The following is a 20754-nucleotide window of genomic DNA, read 5'->3' on the forward strand; positions in this document are numbered from 1 at the left end:
AAAATGTTTTTTTATATCTCCTAAAGAAAATTTAAAAAAATGTGTTGTATTTTTGAATTTTTATAAATTTGGTAAAATGAATCTAATTATAGATGTTGGTAATACAAGTGTTAAGGTAGCTGTTTTTAAGCAAGATAAAGTTGTTGAACTTGCTTTTTTTGATAAAAAAAGAATTTTATCAGAAGTAAAAAAAATAGTAAAAAAATATAAAATTAGTATAGGAATTATGTCTAGCGTAGCCTTAATTTCTAAAATGAAGCTCGAAAAACTTCAAAAAACACTAAAATTAAAGCTAGTTTCTTCTAAAACAAAAGTTCCTTTTGTAAATCTTTATAAAACTCCAAAAACATTAGGAGTAGATAGAATAGCATTAGTTGTTGGGGCTGTTAAAAATTTTCCTCAAAAAAATGTGTTAGTTATTGATGCAGGTACTTGTATTACTTTTGATTTTGTAAACAAAGAATCAGAATATTTAGGTGGTGCAATATCTCCAGGGATATTGATGAGATACAAAGCATTAAAAAAATTTACTTCAAAACTACCCCTTTTAGATAAAAAGAAACCAAATAATTTAATAGGGGATAGTACAATTGAGAGTATTCATTCTGGTATTGTAAATGGTGTTGTTCAAGAAATTGACGGAGTAATTGAACAATATAAAATGAAATATTCCGATTTAACAATTGTTTTAACAGGAGGAGATACAATTTTCTTGTCAAAACAATTAAAAAGTAGCATATTTGCCAATCAAAATTTTCTCCTTGAAGGATTAAATGAAATATTGATTTTTAACGAAAACAAATGATTAGAAAGATTCTTGTAGCTCTTTTATTGATAATTACAACAACTTTATCAGCACAAAGAACAAATTCATCACCATATTCTTTTTTTGGTATTGGTGAAGAGTTTAATCCTTTAACAGTAGAGCAGAGTAGTATGGGGGGAATTGGTGTTGCTTTTAGCCACTATAAATATTTAAATTTTACAAACCCTGCAGCCCTTGCAGATTTAAGGTACACAACTTATTCTTTTGGAATGTTAAATAATGATTTAACAGTTGACAACGGAGTTGCAAAACAAAATGTTACTTCTACTAGTTTAAGTTATGGGGCTATTGCTTTTCCTATTGGAAAAAAAGCAGGTTTCTCTGTTGGAATACAACCTGTGTCTTCAGTAGGTTATTCTTTATCAGATCCAGATCCAGATGTAGATCCTACTCAAATTACCGTTTATTCGGGGTCGGGTGGTGTAAATCGATTTTATGGTAGTTTTGGTATTAAAGTAACCAAAGAATTTTCATTAGGAATAGAAGGAGATTTTAGTTTTGGTAATGTAGATAATAACATAACAAATCAAAGAATTGATGTTGCATTAGCTACAAAATATCACGAAAATTTAAACGTAAGAGGTGGTTCTGTAAAAATTGGAACACAATATCAGAAAGAACTAAAAAATAAATTAACAATAAATGCTGGTGCTACCTTAAAACTTGGAAATAGTTTAAATGTAACGGGTAATGAATATTTGTATTCTTTATCTTTTAGTGGAGCGGGTGAGATTCCTAGAGATACAATTTCTGCAACTAGTATTAAAGGAAGTTACGACTTACCAATGAAAACAACTTTAGGTTTTGGTTTAGGTAAATTTGATAAATGGTATGCTGGTTTTGAGTATGAAAATCAAAATGCTATAGAAAATGTTGGTTTTTTAAATAATACTACAACAGCATACAAGTATGGCAAGTCAAATAGAATTTCTTTAGGTGGTTTTTATTTACCTAAAATAAACTCGATTTCAAGTTACTGGGAAAGAGTTACTTATAGGGCAGGTGTTCGTTTTCAAAAGACAGGTTTACTTGTAGATGGATCAGGAACTGGTACAAATTTTAATTCTATAAATGACTTTGGCATATCTTTTGGTTTAGGTTTACCATTGAAGCAATTAACTAATATAAATGCAGGGTTTGAGTTTGGTAAAAGAGGAACCACAAATAATAATTTATTACAAGAAAATTATTTTAATTTTAGATTAAGTTTATCTTTGACAGATATTAATTGGTTCATTAAAAGGAAGATTGATTAACATAAAAATATTAAAATGAAGAAAATTACGTTTTTATTAGCAGCAACATTATTTTTAACAACTGTAAAAACAAATGCCCAGGAAGATACAAAAAGAGAATGCCAAGAAAAGTATAATCTTTTTAAAGGGGATTTTAGATCTAAAAAGTATGATGATGCTTATACGAATTGGATTTTTTTAATGGACAATTGTAAAGATCTATCTGTAAATATTTATAAATATGGATCTACTTTAGCAGAGGATGTAAGAAAAGATCCTGTTTTAGCTAAAAGAGTTTATGAACAAAGATTAGAGTTTTTTCCAGAACATCACGATACAAAAAATAATCTAGCAAAAGCACATAGTGATTATGCAACATATTTGGCTAAAAATAAATTAGCTTCTGATGCAGAAATTTTTGCAATATTAGAAAAAGCTTACAAAATATCTCCTAAAGATATGGGAGTGAAAAATATTTATAGATACTTTCACGGAGTTACAGATAAATATAAAGATACAAATCCTCAAAAAGTATTTGATACTTATGATGATGTTGTTGAATCAGTTGGAGAAAAATTAGATGATTATGCTGTTAAAATTGCAAAATTAACAAAAGATTCAACTAAAATTTTACAAGGTAGAGATAAAAGAAATTTAAGAGCTTATACTATTAATTCTAAATCTCTAGGTCAAGTAGAGGGTGGTTTAGATGCAATTATTTCAGAAATTGCTACCTGCGACAGATTGATTCCTTTATATAAAAGAGATTTTGAGGCTAATAAATCTAATTCAGTTTGGTTAAGAAGAGCAGTGTCTAGAATGTTCAATAAAGGATGTCAAGAAGATCCAATGTTTGAAACATTAGCAAAAGCTTATGCAGAATCTGCACCTTCTCCAGATTCATATTCATTTTATGCGGGAATTTTAGAAAAGAATGGAGATGCAAGTGGAGCAGCTGCAATGAGACAAAAAGCTTTTGATTTAGAAACAGATCCTTTAAAGAAAGCAAAAACAAAATTAAAATTTGCACATGCGGCAAAGTCTAGAGGGCAGTTAAGTAAAGCTAGAAGTTTAGCAAGAGAGGCTTTAAAGTTTAATCCAAATTACGGAAAAGCTTATTTATTTATTGGAAGATTATACCAATCTAGTGTTAATAATTGTGGTTCTGGTGAATTTGAAAAAAGAATGGTGTATGCAGCCGCTTTAAGACAAGCTCAAAAAGCATTATCAGTAGACCCTAGTATTTCTTCTGTAGCAAAAAGATACATTAATAATTATAGAGCTAACTTACCAAGTAACAAGGTAATATTTACAGCAAATGCTAAGGTAGGAGATTCTTACACAATAAAATGTTGGATAGGAGAAACTGTAAGAGTTGCTTCAAGTGGTAAATAATGAACCAAGCCCATAAATTTTTAGAAATATTTAAAAAAAGCATTACTGTTCTTTTAGTAACAGTAATGCTTTTTTCTTGTTCTAATAATACTCAAAAAGTTAGAGATTTTTTGGCTGCTAAGAACTTGCCTACAGGGAAAGCAAAAGAAGCTTACCATGTTTATAAAGATTCTGGTAGAATAACCTCTAAATTATTTGCTCCTTTAATGTACGATTTTAGTAATCGAAAACAACATCCTTATAGTGAGTTCCCGTCAGGAATTAAAATTATAAATTTTGATAAAAATGGAAAGGATTCTGTTACAATTACGGGTGATTATGCCCTGTCTTTTTCAAAAACAAAAATATCAGAAATAAAAGGAAATGTAATTGTTTTAAATCATACAGATAATTCTAGGTTAGAAACCGAACAACTATTTTGGGATGAAGACACTAAATATTTTGTATCTGAAGAAGCATTTAAATTAATGAAAGAAAACGATACTATCTTTGGTATTGGGTTTGAGTGTAAAGATGATTTGTCAAAACACTTATCAAAAAAAACAACAGGAAAACTAGAAACATCAGAAGAATAAAATTATGAATAAACTTTGGAAACTTTTTCAATACGGATATTTAATTGTTGCTGTATTTTTTTTTATTGAAGCTATAATTAGTTGGAGCACAGATCGTGAGAAATCATATTTGTTTCTTGGCTTTTCAATTTTTATTACCTTAGTGTTTTTCTTTAAAAGACATTTTAGAAAAAAAATAGAAATAAGAAATAACCAAAATAAATAGGAAGCACATCTCTACATGGAAACTGAGCTCATTATTATAATTGTATCAGTATTACTTTCTGCCTTTTTTTCGGGTATGGAAATTGCTTTCATATCAGCGAATAAACTTCATATAGAATTAGAGAAAAAAAGAGAAGGTTTTATTCCAAAAATTTTAAATAAAATTACCCACAAATCATCAAAATTTATTACCACAATGTTAGTGGGTAATAATATTTCATTGGTCATATACAGTTATTATATGGGTAAATTATTGATAAAAATTTTACCTTTAAATGGGTTTAATGACTTTTCAATACTTTTAATACAAACCATAATTTCTACTATAATTATTCTGATAACCGCAGAATTTTTACCAAAAGCAATTTTTAGAATTTATGCAAATGAGGTTTTAAAAATATTTGCCATACCAGCATATATCTTTTATTATTTATTTCATTTCTTTTCAGAGTTTATAACAGTTATTTCAGATTTCTTTTTACGTGTTTTTTTTAAAACTCAAGCAGATGAGCAGCAAACAGAATTTAGTAAAGAAGAATTAGGAAATTATATTACAGAACAATTAGAAACTGGAAACGATGATGATGAATTAGATTCTGAAATCCAAATCTTTCAAAATGCTTTAGAGTTTCATAATGTAAAAGCAAGAGAGGTAATGGTTCCAAGAACCGAAATTATATCTGTAGAAATACACGAGAATGTAACCAACTTAAAGAATACTTTTATAGAAACAGGTTTGTCAAAAATTTTAGTATACAAAACATCTTTAGACGATGTGGTTGGTTATGTAAATGCTTTTGAATTATTTAAAAAACCAAAAGCAATAAAAACGATTTTATTACCTGTAGAAATTGTACCAGAATCTATGATGATAAATGATGTGCTTAACAGTTTAATGAAAAAACGGAAAAGTGTAGCAGTTGTTGTAGATGAATACGGAGGGACATCTGGTATGATAACAGTAGAAGATATTGTAGAAGAATTATTTGGTGAAATAGAAGACGAGCATGATGTGCAAGAATTTTTAGAAGAAGTAATTACAGAAACAGAATTTAATTTTTCTGCAAGATTAGAAGTAGACTATTTAAATGAAGAATATAATTTAAGTATACCAAAATCAGAAGCATACGAAACTTTGGGAGGATTTATAATTGAACATACAGAAAATATTCCAGAAGAAAATGAACTTGTAGAAATAGATAATTTTGAAATTAAAATTTTAAAAACTAGTAGCGCAAAAATAGATGATGTAAATCTAAAAATTTTGAATTCTGAAGATTAAAATTTACTTCTAAAAATCCTTATCAAAAAAGTACAGGTAACACTCTATTAATAAGTATAAAATCGGTTGCAATATTAAAACCCAAATCGTATATTCGCCAACTGAAAATAAATTAATGACGTATGGCAATTTTATCAAAAATTAGAGAACGTTCAATGTTCTTAATTATCATAATTGGATTAGCACTTTTTGCTTTTGTTTTAGATCCTTCTACTTTAGGAGATTTTTTTAACTCAAGTAAGGTTAATGAAATTGGAGAAATTAACGGAGAATCAATATCTAGACAAGAGTTTGTTAAAGAATTAGAGGCTTATAAACAACAAGTTGGAGGTGGTGTATCAGAAATACAAGCAGCAAAGACAGTTTGGGATAATACTGTAAGAAAGAAAATTTATCAAAATCAGTTAACACAAGCTGGTATTACAATTGGTGAAGCAGATGTTTGGAATGAAATTATTAACTCTCCATCAGTACAAAATAGTCCTCAGTATCAAAATGAGGCAGGTTTATTTGATGAAGGTCTTTTTAAGCAATTTTTAGCAGATGCTAAAAACTCTGATGATCAAAGGTTATGGTTGGCTTGGTCTAATTATATGAATCAAATTAGAGACAACGCAGAAAGAAATACTTATAATAACTTAGTTACTGCTGGTTTAGGAGCTTCTTTAAAAGAAGGAGAAACAGAATATCTTATAGATAATACAAAACTAAATGCACAATTTGTTTACGTTCCTTATACTACAGTTGCAGATAGTTTAGTGAAAATAAAAAAATCTGAAGTTGCTAGTTATATTAAAGAGCACGCAGCAGATTATACTGTAGAGGCATCTAGAGATCTTTCATATGTAAAGTTTGATGTTGTTCCTACAAGTGAAGATGAAGCCGTAATAAAGAATGGTGTTGCAGAATTAATTGAAGATTTTAAAAAATCTACAGATGATAAATTATTCGTTTCTGAAAATAATTCTGAATTTAGCTTAAACTCAAACTATCAATTTAAAAACTTTTTAAATCAAGAAGTTGCCGATTTAATTTTTGCAGGTTCTAAAGGAGATGTTGTAGGTCCGTATAAAGATAAAGACTTTATTAAAATTTCTAAAATTACTGAAATTGCAAAAATGCCAGATTCAGTAAAAGCTAGTCATATTTTAATTTCTTATGTTGGTTCGCAAAGAGCAACTCCGGAAGTTACAAGAACAAAAGAACAAGCTAAAAAATTAGCAGATAGTATTTTAACAGTAGTTAAGAAAAGTAAATCAAAATTTGCAGACTTAGCAAAAGAGTTTTCTGCTGATAATACTAATTCAGAAAAAGGAGGAGATTTAGATTGGTTTAATTACAATAGAATGACACCTGCATTTAGAGATTTTACTTTTGAAAATAAAAAAGGAGATATTGATGTTGTAGAAACTCCATTTGGTTTTCATATTGTAAAAATTGATGAACAAAAAAATATTCAAACAGTTTTAAAATTATCAACTTTTGGTAAAAATATTGTTCCATCTGAAGCAACAGAAAATGCTATTTATAGAAAAGCAGAGCAATTTGCATTGGCTGTTTCTAATGGTAGTAATTTTGCAGATGTAGCCAAAGAAAATAATTATTCAGCAAGATTAGCTGTTGGTGTAAAAACTTTAGATGAAAATGTTGTTGGTTTAGGAAATCAAAGACAAATTGTTAGTTGGGCTTTTGGTAAAGAAACTAAAGTTGGCGATTTTAAACGTTTTGATTTAGAGGGAAGTCATGTTGTTGCTTATGTAATGGGAATTACCAAAAAAGGGTTAATGCCTGTAGAAAAAGCTACAAGTAGCGTCAGATCTATTTTAGTAAATAAAAAGAAAGCCGATTTAATTTCAGCTAAATTAGTTGGGAATACTTTACAAGAATTAGCTACGGCTAATAGTACAGCAGTAAGAAGTGCTACAAATGTTACTTTAAAAAGCCCTACTTTATCTGGTGTTGGTTCAGAACCAAAAATTGTTGGTGCAATGTACAATGCAGAGTTGAATAAGGTTTATAATAAAGTTGTTGGCGATAGAGGTGTATATGCTTTTAAAGTTACCAATAAAGAAGAGCCTACTGCTTTACCAAATTATGATGCTAATAGAAAAAGAATAGCAGAAGCAAGAAAAAGATTAACTTTTAAAATGTATGAAGCTATTAAAGGAGCTTCTGAAATAGAAGATTATAGAGGAGAAATGTATAGTGCCAATTAATATTTCTTACTTAATACAATAAAAAATCCGTTCAAATTATTTGAACGGATTTTTTTATGCCCTTATTTCCTTATAAATTAGTCATAAACAATTTATAGAATAGATTTGTTTGATTTTAAATTGAGGATATGTTAGAAAATAGATCTAGCATTCTTTAAACTATTTTTATCTTCTTTTGATTTACGAAAGGCAATTAAGAAGCCTTCTTTTTCTTCATAAAAAGAATTAATATGCCATAAAAAAACCTTTCTGATTTCTCAAAAAGGTTTTGTATAAAAGATTGTTTTGTAATCTAAGGGGTATTTCTAGCCATTCATAGAAATTAAAAACTCATCATTATTTTTAGAAAACTTAATTTTATCATTAATAAACTCCATTGCTTCAATAGGATTCATATCTGCTAAATATTTTCGCAATATCCACATTCTTTGTACCGTTTTTGCGTCTAATAATAAATCATCTCTTCTTGTTGAAGATTTAATTAAATCAATAGCTGGATAAATTCTTCTGTTAGAAATATTTCTGTCTAACTGAAGTTCCATGTTTCCAGTACCTTTAAATTCTTCAAAGATAACTTCATCCATCTTAGAACCTGTTTCTGTAAGTGCTGTAGCAATAATGGTTAAAGAACCACCACCTTCTATATTTCTTGCAGCACCAAAGAAACGTTTTGGTTTGTGTAATGCATTTGCATCGATACCACCAGAAAGTATTTTTCCTGATGCAGGTGCAACTGTATTATAAGCTCTTGCTAAACGTGTAATAGAGTCTAAAAGAATAACAACATCATGTCCACATTCTACCAAACGTTTTGCTTTTTCTAAAACTATGTTAGCCACTTTTACATGTTTGTCTGCAGGTTCATCAAAAGTAGAAGCAACTACTTCTCCACGAACACTTCGTTGCATATCTGTAACTTCTTCCGGTCTTTCATCAATTAATAATACAATTTGATAAACTTCTGGGTGATTCATTGCAATTGCATTTGCAACTTCCTTTAGTAGCATGGTTTTACCCGTTTTTGGTTGTGCTACAATCATACCTCTTTGTCCTTTTCCTAACGGAGAAAATAAATCGATAATTCTTGTTGAAAGAGAACTTCCTTTTTCTGCTAAATTAAATTTTTCTTGAGGAAATAATGGTGTTAAATGCTCAAAAGAAACTCTATCTCTAACAATATTTGGATTTAATCCATTAATTTTTGATACTCTAATTAAAGGGAAATATTTTTCACCTTCTTTTGGAGGTCGAACATTTCCTCTTACGGTGTCACCTGTTTTTAATCCAAATAATTTTATTTGAGATTGAGAAACATAAATATCATCTGGAGATGATAAATAATTGTAATCAGAAGAACGTAAGAAACCATAACCATCTGGCATCATTTCTAATACACCTTCACTTTCAATAATTCCATCAAATTCAAAATCGGGATCTTTATAACGGTTTCCAGATTTGTTCCCATTATTTCTATTAGAGTTGTTTTTGTCTCTATTTTGGTTAGGGTTTTTCTTAGGAAGTGGATTGTTTGATTGAGGTTTGTTAGATTGTGGTTTGTTTGGTTGAGGCTTATTTTGATTATTAACAGTTTTTTGTTCTTGATTTTCAACCTTTTTTACAATTCTTTCTTTTGTTTTATCTCCTTGTTCTATTTTTGCTTCTACTTTTTTCTGTACAACTTTCCTAGCAATAGGTTTTCTTTGAGGTACTTTTTCTTGTTTTGGCTTTTCTGGTATTTTTTCTACAATTGGTGTAGAAACTGTTTCTGGAGATGTTTTTGCTATTTCTGTTACAGTTACTGCTTTTGGAGCAGGTGTAGAAACTTTAGAAACACGTTTTCTTTTTGTTTTCTCTGTTTTAGAATCCTCTTGTTTAGTAGTTGTAACTTTAGGATTTGCAGCCTGTGTATCTAATATTTGATATACTAAATCTAACTTTTTTAATTGACTTGTTTTTGTAAGTCCAATAGATTTAGCAATCACTTGTAAGTCGGCAAGAGTTTTTGCTTTTAGTTCTGAAATTTCGAACATTTTTTATATGTTAAGTTTAAAGTGTAAATCTTTATTATTAAGATTTTTATAATTTTTTTGATTGATATTACTGTATATAGTACTATATAGTAATTTTTTGTGCGGTTAATTATAAAACAAATATATGCTTTTTTTTTAAGTTTTAAGTTTTCTTTTTAAAAAAGAAAGATTTACTTTTGTATTTCTATTTTTAAAGCATGATTCAAAGAATACAAACAATCTATTTATTATTAGCATCCGCAATTTCTGGTGGATTGATATTTGTATTTAATTTATGGAGTACTTTAAACAAAGATGTTTTTGCATTGGATCTAATTTCTAATAAAGAAATAACATTAAAAATCATTCCTGTTTCATTCTTTGCTTCTGCAATCATTTCATTTGTGGCTATTTTTTTATATAACAATAGAAAGTTGCAATTTGTAATAGGAAGAATTATAATCTTGATTAACCTTTTTTTATTAGGGTTGTTGATTTATTTGTCTCTAACATTATCTGGAGAAACCATTGTTTCGGAGAAAGGTATTGGGATGTTTATACCAATTTTAGCTATTTTGCTTGTTGTTTTGGCAAACAAAGCTATAAAGAAGGATGAAGATCTTGTAAAATCTGTAGATAGATTACGATAATTTTAATAACATAGTATATTTAGTGCGAAAAAAAACCGAGAAAATTTCTCGGTTTTTTGTTTTTATAATATTATTGAATTATTTTACAAGAAACTTTTTTTTGTGATATATAATAAAGTTATCTTGTTGTTTATTAGTGATTTGTGTTCTTTGGTTCACCATTTATAGTGAAGCCTTTCACCAAAAATGGTGATGTGTAAATTTCACTAATAATGGGTATTGTATAATGTAAAGATGTAGTGTAAATTTGTAAAGTAAAAAATGAAAAAAAAAATATACGTTCACGTAGCAGATGATCATAAAATCTTGATAGAAGGTATTATGGCTGTTATAAATACAGATAAAGAAATTGAAATTACTGGTTATTCATTAACGGGCCAAGAAGTTGTAGATTGGTTTCATGTAAAAGGAAATAAAGCAGATGTTTTAATCTTAGATATTACCATGCCTGTTTTAGATGGTTTTGAAGTTTTAAAACATTTTGCAAAAGAAAAAATTGACCAAAAAGTAATTGTACTTTCTAGTTATGATGATGTTAAAATAGTTCAAGAGGTTTTAAATCTAGGATGTAAAGGATATATTTCTAAGAATAGTGCTGGCGAGCATATCATTAATGCTATAAAAGCAGTTGCAAATGGTGAACAATATTTCAGTAATGATATTCAGAGCAGTCTTTTAAAATCTATATCAGGACAAATTGTTCCAAAAGGTGATGTTCCTGATAAATTTTTATTAAATAGTTTAACAGAAAGAGAACTAGATGTTTTAAAGCTAATTACAAAAGAATATAGTTCTATTGAAATAGCAGATGCAATGAGTCTTAGTACAAATACTATAGATACATATAGAAAAAGTTTATTAAAAAAATTAAAAGTAAAAAATGCTGTTGGTTTAGCAATGTATGCTGTAAAAAATAAAATAGTATAAGTATCGTTCCCCCTAAAATGCCCCGCTTAAAAAAAAGGAATCTCTAGTTATAATATTTGTTGTATAAATTTCTAAATCAACCCCTAATAAGTTATCCCCCAATTTTAACCTAAACAAATATTAAAACTTAATTATCATGAAAAAACTTAACTTACTTTCATTAGCTGTTGTAGTTACACTTGTATTTACATCTTGTTCATCAAATGAAGGATTAGAATTAGCAAACCCTTCATCAGATTTATTAAAATCATATACTCTTAAAAGAGATGCAACTGGAGCTTATTCTTTAGATTTTGATTTAAATGATAAAACAAAAACAGATTATGTTAAAGACGAAAAAACAAATACTAATCAAATTTACTTATATACATCAGATAATCAAGAAACTCAAAAAGTAACACAAGATTTGTTTATTGACGGCGAATTACTTAAAGTTGGTTTTATAGATACAAAGTCAAATAAGTCTTCTAATGTTACAATTCTTGATACAAATAGCTCTTTTTCTAGAAATTCTGACGATGAAATGTTAGAAGAATATAGTATTACTAGCAATTTTGATGGAACTTTTAATTTAGATTTTAAGGTTGATCAAAATGTAACGGTAGACTTTATTTATAACCAAGAAGATAGTGCTTATGAAATTCATTTAGAAGATGGTGCTAGTGATCTTAGAGATTTTTCTAGAGTACTAGAAAAAGAAGATGGTAAACCATTAAAATTTGATTTTGTAAATCATTTTTCAGCTAATTCAAGCTCTAGATCATCTTTATTAGAAACAATTCTTAAAAGACCAAGGGTTATAATAGATCAAATAGATTAATGAAATTTAAAATACTTTTCATATCCACTAACTTATTATTTTGTTTTAATTTGTATAGTGCTATAAATAAGGAGGCTGTAAATAAAACAGCTTCTTTGTTTGTTATACAAGATTCTACAATTTATAAAAAACTTTTTTTTCTAAAACAAAAGAGTGAACAAGATAGTATTTTAAAAACTCTAGAAATTGGCTTAAAATTAGCCGATGAATCTCTAATTGAAGGGAAAGTCGATGTTTCAATTGAAGCAAATTCAATAATAGCAGAAGCATATACCAAATCTGGAAATTATAAAAAAGCAATTTCTTATTATAGAAAAGTGCTTAAACTAATACAAGAATATGAGCTTGTTGATAATGCTTTAGAGAATAGTGGCATTGATTTGATAAAAAATAAAGTAACTCTTCAACTTGGAAGTACTTATCAAAATTTAAGTTTAAAAGAAAAGTCAATTATATATAAAGATAGCTCCTTGTATTTTTACAATAAGATTATTTATAATAAATCAATTACAAATAATGTAGAGTTATTGCGTTTAAAAGCGAAAGCATATAGTAATTTATCTGGGATTTTTAGTGCAGATAAAAAGTATGAATTAGCAGAAAGTTATGCAAATAGCGCCATAAAAATTCATAGAAAGCAAAACAATAAATTATCTGAAGCAGCAGCTATGAGTAATTTAGCCAACGTATATATTTACTTAGAAGATTATAAGAGGGCAAAAGAAATTTATAAAGAAGCTTTAAGTTTAATAGAGCATGATAAATCTAATTTAGCAACTAAATTTAAAGAAGCTTTGTATGAAAATATAGCTTACTCTATGTATAAACTTAAAGATTACAAAGCCTATGAAGTACAAACAATATCTTATGATTTAAAAGATAGTTTAAGAGATAAAGAAGTTAGAGGAATGATTGAGAAGTTAGCTTTTCAGTATGATTATAACAAAGGAAAAGCATTAGGAAAAAAAGAAGAAGAAAATAAACGATTAAAAGATCAAAGAGCCTTTTGGATTTTTGGTATTGGTAGTTTTATGGTAGTACTTTCTTTATTGTATTGGCTTAATATTTTTAAATTAAAACAAAAAAACCTAAAGTTAAAATTATCTCAATCTGAGTTAATTCAAAATCAAAATATAGAAAAAATCAAATCAGATTCTCAAGTTAGAATTTTAAATGCTACTATAGATGGTAAAGAAACTGAAAGAAAACAAATTGCCGAAACTTTACACGATAGTGTAAGTGCTTTATTGTCTTCCGCAAACTTACATTTACAAGCAACCAGAAAACAATTTAACGGAGAAACTCCTATAGAAATAGATAAAACGCAACAAATAATTACAGAGGCATCACAAAAAATTAGAGACTTATCTCACACTTTAGTTTCTTCCGTTTTATTAAAATTTGGGTTAAACTATGCTATAAAAGATATGGCAGAAAAATATTCTAATTCTCAAATAAAAATAGAAACAGAAATTACAGATATTAGAAGGTATCATCAAAATTTTGAAATTAAAGTATATAATATTATTCAAGAGTTTGTAAATAATATTTTAAAACATAGTAATGCAAAAAATGCTACAATTACGTTAAGCGAAGAAGAACACAAACTTTCTTTTGTTATTGTAGATGATGGTGTTGGTTTCGATAAATCTAAAATAAGAAACAAAGATGGTTTAGGAATCAATCAAATTGAAGCAAGAATTCAAATGATGAAAGGTAAACTCTCTATAAAATCATCTAAAAATAAAGGGACAAGGATAGAAGTAGAATTGCCAATTTTAGAAAAAGAACTATTTAACCACGCTTAGCTAATTCAATAATTTCTAAATCTTTAATTTCTCCGTTATCTAAAGTAAAACGAAGCATTGTTCTTATTTTATGAAAACCATAATTACCAGCAGCACCAGGATTTAGGTGAAGTAAATTCAGCTTTTTGTCAAATTGAACTTTTAAGATATGTGAATGTCCCGAAATAAAGATCTTGGGAGGATTTTTAATAAGTTCTTCTCTAATTCTTAAATTATACTTATTAGGATATCCACCTATATGAGTCATCCAAACAGAAACATTTTCTACCAAAAATTTTGCATCTAAAGGAAATTCCAATCTTGCATCTGCATTATCAATATTTCCAAAAACAGCTCGTAAAGGCTTTAGTTTTTTTATTGTATCGGTCACTTTTAAATCACCAATATCACCAACATGCCAAACCTCATCTGCTTGTTTTACAAACTTTAAAATTTGATTATCAATAAAACTATGCGTGTCAGAAAGTAGTAAGATTTTTTTCATTAAAAAAAAGTAAGAAAAGCTTAATGCCTCTTAGAAGCTCAAAAGTACAAATAACAAAATAAATTCCGTAATTTTGAAGTCTTCAAAAACAATATTTCTTGAGATATTTTATAGAACTTTCTTATAACGGAAAAAATTATCATGGTTGGCAAATTCAACCAGATGTAGTTTCTGTGCAACAAAAATTAAACAATGCGCTTTCTACGATCTTTCAACAACAAATAGCAGTTGTAGGAGCTGGAAGAACAGATACAGGTGTTCATGCCTCACAAATGTTTGCACATTTTGATATTGATATAGAACTAAAAGGAGATGTTGTTTTTAAACTCAATTCTATTTTGCCAAATGATATTGCAGTCTATAAAGTATTTTTGGTTGATGATGAAAAGCATGTAAGGTTTGATGCAATTTCTAGAAGTTATGAATACAGAATTTGGTTAGGTAGAAACCCTTTTTTATTAGATTTTTCTTGGCAAATTCATTCTCAAAATTTAGATGTAAGTTTGATGAATGAAGCTGCAAAATTACTTTTAGAATATGAAGATTTTCAAACATTTTCTAAAGTAAAAACAGACGTTTATACTTTTAATTGTAATGTTACTGAAGCTTTTTGGAAACAAGAAAAAGAACAACTTACTTTTTATATTTCTGCCAACAGATTTTTAAGAAATATGGTAAGAGCTATTGTTGGTACTTTAGTAGACGTGGGATTAGGTAAAATTTCAGTTGAAGATTTTAGGGCAATTATAGAAAGTAAAAGTAGAAGTAATGCAGGATTGTCGGTTCCTGCAAAAGGATTATTTTTAACCAACATTAAATATTAAATTTTGGCAGATAAAACAGGTAAAGCTTTCGATTTACAAATTTTTTTAAGACTTATGGGTTTTGCAAAACGCTATAAATTAAATTTTTTTATAGCCGCTGCTTCTACAATTTTATTAGCAATTGTTTCTTTAATAAATCCATATTTAATAAAAGTAACCATAGATAAATATATTACCGAAAAAGATACAGAAGGACTTGTGCATAATATAATGTTAATGTCTGGAGTTATTTTGTTAGAAGTACTTTTGCGTTTTACATTTATTTATTTTGCAAATTGGGTTGGGCAACATATTATAAGAGATATCAGAGCAAAAATATTTAGACATATTTTACAATTTAAAATGTCTTATTTCGATACAAATTCTGTTGGTAAATTAGTAACAAGAGTTGTGTCTGATATAGAAACAATTGCAGCTTTTTTTAGTAGTGGCGTATTTACAATTGTAAGTGATGTTTTACAAATGTTTGCTGTTGCTGCGTTAATGTTTTATTTTAATTGGAAACTAGCCTTAATTGCTTTGGCAGTATTGCCAATACTTATTTATGCTACCAAAATTTTTCAAAAAGCTATAAAAGCAACATTTCAAGAAGTTAGAAATCAAGTTGCCAATTTAAACGGATTTGTACAAGAAAGAGTTACAGGAATGAAAATTGTACAACTTTTTAATAGAGAAAAAATAGAGTATAAAAATTTTATGGAAATTAATAATAAGCACAAAAAAGCTTATGTAAAAACCATTTGGTATTTTTCTATATTCTTTCCAATTGCAGAAATTTTATCTTCTATAGGTATTGGTTTAATTGTTTGGTTTGGAAGCAAACAAATCATTACAGGTGAAGTTCCGGGGCCTGGAACTGTAATTGCATTTGTTCAAATGGCACAAATGTTATTTAGACCTTTACGTCAAATTGCAGATAAGTTTAATCAACTTCAAATGGGAATTGTTTCTGGAGAACGTGTTTTTAAAGTAATAGATACAGAAAGTTCAATTGCTAAAAATGGTAATATAAAAGCAAATAAATTAAAAGGAAACATTAAGTTTAAAGATGTTAGATTTAGTTATATAAAAGACGAAGAGGTTTTAAAAGGAATTTCTTTTGATGTTAAAAGCGGGCAAACGGTTGCTATTGTTGGGGCAACAGGGGCAGGAAAATCTACGATTATTAATCTAATAAATCGTTTTTATGAAATTGATAGTGGAACTATTTCTATTGATGGTATTTCTGTTGAAGATTATACGATAGAGAGTTTAAGAGATCAAGTGGCCATTGTATTGCAAGATGTGTTTTTGTTTTCAGATTCGATTTTAAATAACATCACATTAAAAAATGATCAAATTGGTTTAGAAGAGGTTCAAAATGCAGCAAAACAAATAGGAATTCACGATTTTATTATGACGCTTCCAGAAGGGTATAATTATAATGTAAAAGAAAGAGGAGCCATGTTGTCATCGGGTCAAAGACAATTAATTGCCTTTTTACGAGCTTATGTTAGTAAACCTAGTATTTTAATTTTAGACGAAGCTACATCCTCTGTAGATGCCAATGCAGAACAAATGATTCAATATGCAACAGAAACAATTACAAAAGGAAGAACTTCAATTGTAATTGCACATAGATTGGCAACAATAAAACAAGCAGATAAAATTATTGTAATGGATAAAGGCTTCATTGTAGAAGAAGGCTCTCATCAAGAACTATTAGAAAAGGAAAATGGTTATTATAAAAACTTGTATGACAAACAGTTTAGTTTAGATCAAGTTTCTTAAAATTGTTGTATTTAATACTGATACCTATTTATATTCTCTTAACTTTGTAATTCAATCTAAAACAAAAAAAATGAAAAAAATTGTATTATCAGTATTTGTAGTTGCTGCATTATTAATTACTTCTTGTAAAGGAGAAAAAAAAGATGCTAAAGAAGTAGTTGAAGGAGCTAAAACAGAAATTAAAAAAGAAGCAGAAAAAGTTGAAACAAAATTGGTAGAAACAAAAAAAGAAGTTTCTGACAAAATAGAATCGGCTTTAGAGGGGGTTTCTATTCCAAAATTTGAAAATATAGAAGTAACAAAGCATTTAGAATCTTACGCAACTTATGCTAAAGAATATATTGCAGCAAAAGGAGATGTGTTAAAAAACGCAAAACTTGCTAAAGAAGGTGTAGAATTAGCTAAAAAAGGTAAAGAAATATTAGCTTCTTTAGATGATGAAAGCGCTAAGAAATTTAAAAGTGTTATGAATGCTATTCAATCTAAAATGGCTCCTGCAAATTAATTGCGGTTATTTTAAATATAAAAAAAAGGTTCTCAATTTTGAGAACCTTTTTTTTATATTATTATTTCTGTTGAATGCTGTAGGAATATTTTTTTTACATTAAATCTTTTCTAAGTTTTTCGTTTAGATCTTTGTAATCAGAATAGAGTTCAAAACCACCATCTTTTATATATGAGATTTCTCCGGTTTCTTCAGAAACTAATAAACAAGCTGCATCAGTTTTTTCGGAAACTCCAATTGCTGCTCTATGTCTTAAACCAAATCTTGCCGGAATTCTTGTACTGTCAGAAATTGGTAAAACAACTCTAGTTGCTACAATAAAATTGTCTCTAATAATTATCGCTCCATCATGTAAAGGACTGTTTTTATAAAAAATACTTTGTAAAATGGCTTCATTTACAGAAGCATTCATTCTATCTCCAGTATTTATTAAAAAATCTAAACTATTTGTTCTTTCAATAACAATTAGTGCGCCTGTTTTGGTTTTCGATAAATTTTTACATGCTTCTAAAATAACATCAGTATCAATTTCTGTGGTAATCTCTGTTTGTAAAAATTTTAATTGCTTTAAAAAACTACGTTTATTTGTGAAGTTTGTGGTCCCAATCATTAATAAAAATTTTCGGATTTCTTGCTGAAAAACAATGATTAACGCAATAACTCCACCAGACAAAAGGTAGCCTAAGATACCACTTAACATTTCCATTTTTAAGGCTTGTGTAATTTTCCAAATAAGAAAAATAAACGCAATACCAATTACAATATTAATGGCAACGGTACCTTTTAATAATTTGTATATATAGTAGAGAAGTATTGCTACAAGTAAAATATCTAATACATCTAACAAAGAAAATTCAATAAAATCTAACATGAAAATTGACTGATTTTAGGCTAAAATACTAATAAATTTATTGATATTACTATCAATTATTTATTTCAACATCTGATAATAATAAAGGATATTTTTCTCTTATTAATTTTATTTTTTGATATAAGGCTTCATTTTTAGGATTAGATTTTTTATAATCTTCTAATAAACTCATATAATTTTGTTGATATAATTTAGAGGAAAGTTTATTGCGTAAATGTGAATAAGCAGAATTTAAATTGTCTAAAACGTTTATATAAGTTTCGTAATTTGTAGTTCTATCTGCTTTAATCGATAGAATTGCCTTAGTTGGGTGTTCTGATGAACTTATTATTTTTTCTCCATTACACCATTCACAAGCATTTTTATTAATATCTAAACCACCACCATTATCTATAAAGTTAATGGCAATTTGTTTTAAGTCTTTTAGTTGGGTTATTTTTCCGTCTACAAAAAGTTTATTGTTGCTATTAATATTTACTTCTAAAATATTTCGCTCTTTGATGTCCATAACAAAATTATCTTTTGGTTTTTGTGGAATTTTTCTTGCAATTCCAGAATCTACATTCATAGTTGTTGTTACTAAAAAGAAGATTAATAATAAAAAAGCAATATCTGCCATAGAGCCAGTATTGATTTCGGGTGTTTTTTTTCTACTCATAATTTCTAGTTATAAAAGTTAATAAATTGAGTTTTCTTTTCGATACAAAACGAAAGAAATTATTAAAGTTTAACTAGCTAGATTTTTGGCGTTAACATTTATTTAACAATAAAGATGCCAAGATTTTGAGAAGTAAAAAGTTTGTAAATAAGTTTAGCTTTGATTAACTCTACTTTTATATTTTATTGAGTCGTTGAATGTTTTACATCTGAAACGATTTGTTTAAGCTCTTTTGAAGAACGAAAAAAACGAGTAGTGAAAGTAGGAAATAGCATCTTATAAAGAAATTTGTTTTACAATATTAACGGCTTCAATAGCTTCTTTTACATCATGAACGCGTAAAACATTGGCGCCATTTAAAAGAGCGATTGTGTTGGCAGAAGTAGTCGCATTCAATGCTTCTTGTGCAGAAATATCTAAGGTTTTATACAACATCGATTTTCTTGAAATTCCAGCTAAAATAGGTGTGTCTAAACTTTTAAAAAGTGATAAGTTCTTTAGGATTTCAAAATTATGATTGATTGTTTTTCCAAAACCAAAACCAACATCAATAATAATATCATTGAGTTTTAATTGATGTAATTTAAAAATTTGTGCAGCAAAAAAGGAAATAATTTCTTTTATTACATCTTCATAAACAGGATTCATTTGCATATTCTGAGGCGTACCTAACATGTGCATTAAAATATATGGAACTTGTAAATTGGCTACAGTTTCAAACATTTTATCGTCCATTTTTCCTCCAGAAATATCATTAATAATTGCAGCTCCAGAATTCACCGTTTCTTTGGCCACTTTACTTCTAAAAGTATCCACAGAAATTATAATTTCTGGAAAGTTTTTTATCAACAAATCTATTACAGGAACAATTCGTTGTAGTTCTTCTTCTTCAGTAATATGCTTTGCTCCAGGTCTTGAAGAATAGGCACCAACATCAATAAAAGTAGCTCCTTCAAAAAGCATTTTTTCAACTTGATAAAGAATATCTGTTTCGTTTTTGTATTTCCCTCCATCAAAAAAAGAATCTGGAGTAATATTTAAAATCCCCATTACTTTAGGAGTTGCTAAATCAATTAAAGTTCCTTTACAATTTACAGTCATTTAACTTACTACTTTACGAATTACATGCTCAATTTCTGGGGCTTGGTAATTGTTCATTTTTTGCATTAAATCATTTACAGAAGCACCAACAATTAACATATTTCTATTGGTTTGTTTTAAATAACCTTCATCTACCATTTTGTCTAATTGTAGCAGTATAGGATCAAAAAAACCATTTATATTTAAAAGACCTACGGGTTTTTGTTCTATGTGTAATTGATTTAAAGTTAATGCTTCAAAAAGTTCATCTAAGGTTCCAAACCCTCCAGGAAGCGTAATATAGCCATTAATTAATTTACTCATGATAACTTTACGTTCGCTCATTTTTTTACAAACAATCATTTCTTCAACTCCTGCATGAACAACTTCTTCTTTTTCTAATAATTGGGGAATTACACCAATAACTTCACCATTATGGGCAAGAATTGTATCTGCAAGAATACCCATCATTCCAATTTTTCCTCCACCATAGACTAAAGCAATTTTGTTTTTAGCAAAATAATTCCCTAGTTCTGTAGCGGCTTCTTTGTAAATAGGATTAAAGCCAAGACTTGAACCACAAAAAACAACAATTCTTTTCATATTATAGTTGAT

Annotated in this window: 19 protein-coding genes; 13 read left to right on the forward strand and 6 right to left on the reverse strand. The window is 28.0% G+C overall.

Annotation, left to right across the window (positions count from 1 at the left end; translation table 11 throughout):
• Positions 1 to 76 precede the first annotated feature (76 nt).
• The 6 genes from MC378_RS07690 (at position 77) to MC378_RS07720 (ending at position 7733) form a co-directional block, all read left to right on the forward strand.
• Positions 77 to 805: a type III pantothenate kinase gene (locus MC378_RS07690; RefSeq protein WP_242178174.1), complete on the forward strand. Its 729-nt coding sequence runs from the start codon at positions 77 to 79 to the stop codon at positions 803 to 805.
• On the forward strand, positions 802 to 2082 hold the full coding sequence (bamG, locus tag MC378_RS07695) for a BamG family beta-barrel-assembly machinery protein (RefSeq protein ID WP_242178175.1): 1281 nt from the start codon (positions 802 to 804) through the stop codon (positions 2080 to 2082). Before MC378_RS07690 ends, bamG begins: the two co-directional genes overlap by 4 nt.
• 15 nt (positions 2083 to 2097) lie before the next feature.
• Positions 2098 to 3456 carry a tetratricopeptide repeat protein gene (locus MC378_RS07700; RefSeq protein WP_242178176.1) on the forward strand — a complete coding sequence of 453 codons (1359 nt, stop codon included), beginning with the start codon at positions 2098 to 2100 and terminating at the stop codon, positions 3454 to 3456.
• On the forward strand, positions 3456 to 4031 hold the full coding sequence (gene lptC / locus MC378_RS07705) for an LPS export ABC transporter periplasmic protein LptC (RefSeq protein ID WP_242178177.1): 576 nt from the start codon (positions 3456 to 3458) through the stop codon (positions 4029 to 4031). Before MC378_RS07700 ends, lptC begins: the two co-directional genes overlap by 1 nt.
• 220 nt (positions 4032 to 4251) lie before the next feature.
• Positions 4252 to 5517: a hemolysin family protein gene (locus MC378_RS07715; protein ID WP_242178179.1), complete on the forward strand. Its 1266-nt coding sequence runs from the start codon at positions 4252 to 4254 to the stop codon at positions 5515 to 5517.
• 122 nt (positions 5518 to 5639) lie between these two features.
• A complete protein-coding gene (locus tag MC378_RS07720; protein ID WP_242178180.1) occupies positions 5640 to 7733 on the forward strand; it encodes a peptidylprolyl isomerase in 2094 nt (697 codons plus the stop codon).
• A 305-nt stretch (positions 7734 to 8038) separates the two neighbouring features.
• On the opposite strand, the gene rho is transcribed toward MC378_RS07720, so the two are convergent.
• Entirely contained in the window at positions 8039 to 9763 is a 1725-nt protein-coding gene (gene rho, locus MC378_RS07725) for a transcription termination factor Rho (protein ID WP_242178181.1), read from the reverse strand.
• 197 nt (positions 9764 to 9960) lie between these two features.
• On the opposite strand from rho, the gene MC378_RS07730 reads away from it, so the two are divergent.
• From MC378_RS07730 to MC378_RS07745, 4 genes are all read left to right on the forward strand, one after another.
• Positions 9961 to 10392 carry a DUF4293 domain-containing protein gene (locus MC378_RS07730; protein WP_242178182.1) on the forward strand — a complete coding sequence of 144 codons (432 nt, stop codon included), beginning with the start codon at positions 9961 to 9963 and terminating at the stop codon, positions 10390 to 10392.
• Positions 10393 to 10653: 261 nt separating this feature from the next.
• Positions 10654 to 11319: a response regulator gene (locus MC378_RS07735; protein ID WP_242178183.1), complete on the forward strand. Its 666-nt coding sequence runs from the start codon at positions 10654 to 10656 to the stop codon at positions 11317 to 11319.
• Positions 11320 to 11455: 136 nt separating this feature from the next.
• Positions 11456 to 12139 carry a hypothetical protein gene (locus MC378_RS07740; protein ID WP_242178184.1) on the forward strand — a complete coding sequence of 228 codons (684 nt, stop codon included), beginning with the start codon at positions 11456 to 11458 and terminating at the stop codon, positions 12137 to 12139.
• The gene (locus MC378_RS07745) at positions 12139 to 13947 is read left to right on the forward strand and encodes a tetratricopeptide repeat-containing sensor histidine kinase (protein WP_242178185.1); all 1809 of its coding nucleotides are present in this window, start codon (positions 12139 to 12141) and stop codon (positions 13945 to 13947) included. The genes MC378_RS07740 and MC378_RS07745 overlap by 1 nt, the downstream gene beginning before the upstream one ends.
• On the opposite strand, the gene MC378_RS07750 is transcribed toward MC378_RS07745, so the two are convergent.
• On the reverse strand, positions 13934 to 14431 hold the full coding sequence (locus MC378_RS07750) for a metallophosphoesterase family protein (protein WP_242178186.1): 498 nt from the start codon (positions 14429 to 14431) through the stop codon (positions 13934 to 13936). The two genes, MC378_RS07745 and MC378_RS07750, sit on opposite strands and share 14 nt — an antisense overlap.
• Before the next feature lie 98 nt (positions 14432 to 14529).
• Between MC378_RS07750 and truA the strand changes: the two genes are divergently transcribed.
• From truA to MC378_RS07765, 3 genes are all read left to right on the forward strand, one after another.
• Positions 14530 to 15255, forward strand: coding sequence for a tRNA pseudouridine(38-40) synthase TruA (gene truA / locus MC378_RS07755; RefSeq protein WP_242178187.1), 726 nt, complete (start codon positions 14530 to 14532; stop codon positions 15253 to 15255).
• 3 nt (positions 15256 to 15258) lie between these two features.
• Positions 15259 to 17025 carry an ABC transporter ATP-binding protein gene (locus tag MC378_RS07760; RefSeq protein WP_242178188.1) on the forward strand — a complete coding sequence of 589 codons (1767 nt, stop codon included), beginning with the start codon at positions 15259 to 15261 and terminating at the stop codon, positions 17023 to 17025.
• Between the two features lie 70 nt (positions 17026 to 17095).
• On the forward strand, positions 17096 to 17530 hold the full coding sequence (locus MC378_RS07765) for a hypothetical protein (RefSeq protein ID WP_242178189.1): 435 nt from the start codon (positions 17096 to 17098) through the stop codon (positions 17528 to 17530).
• A 94-nt stretch (positions 17531 to 17624) separates the two neighbouring features.
• Here MC378_RS07765 and cdaA read toward each other — a convergent pair whose 3' ends face one another.
• From cdaA to MC378_RS07785, 4 genes are all read right to left on the reverse strand, one after another.
• On the reverse strand, positions 17625 to 18401 hold the full coding sequence (gene cdaA, locus MC378_RS07770) for a diadenylate cyclase CdaA (protein WP_242178190.1): 777 nt from the start codon (positions 18399 to 18401) through the stop codon (positions 17625 to 17627).
• A 52-nt stretch (positions 18402 to 18453) separates the two neighbouring features.
• Complete coding sequence (locus MC378_RS07775; RefSeq protein WP_242178191.1) at positions 18454 to 19059, reverse strand: ExbD/TolR family protein; 606 nt, start codon at positions 19057 to 19059, stop codon at positions 18454 to 18456.
• A gap of 276 nt (positions 19060 to 19335) precedes the next feature.
• Positions 19336 to 20160, reverse strand: a complete 825-nt coding sequence (folP, locus tag MC378_RS07780) for a dihydropteroate synthase (RefSeq protein WP_242178192.1) — start codon at positions 20158 to 20160, stop codon at positions 19336 to 19338.
• Complete coding sequence (locus MC378_RS07785) at positions 20161 to 20742, reverse strand: LOG family protein (protein WP_242178193.1); 582 nt, start codon at positions 20740 to 20742, stop codon at positions 20161 to 20163. It lies immediately after the preceding gene.
• Positions 20743 to 20754: the final 12 nt, after the last annotated feature.

Origin of the sequence: Polaribacter marinus (assembly GCF_022662535.1) — a bacterium.
GTDB lineage: Bacteria > Bacteroidota > Bacteroidia > Flavobacteriales > Flavobacteriaceae > Polaribacter > Polaribacter marinus.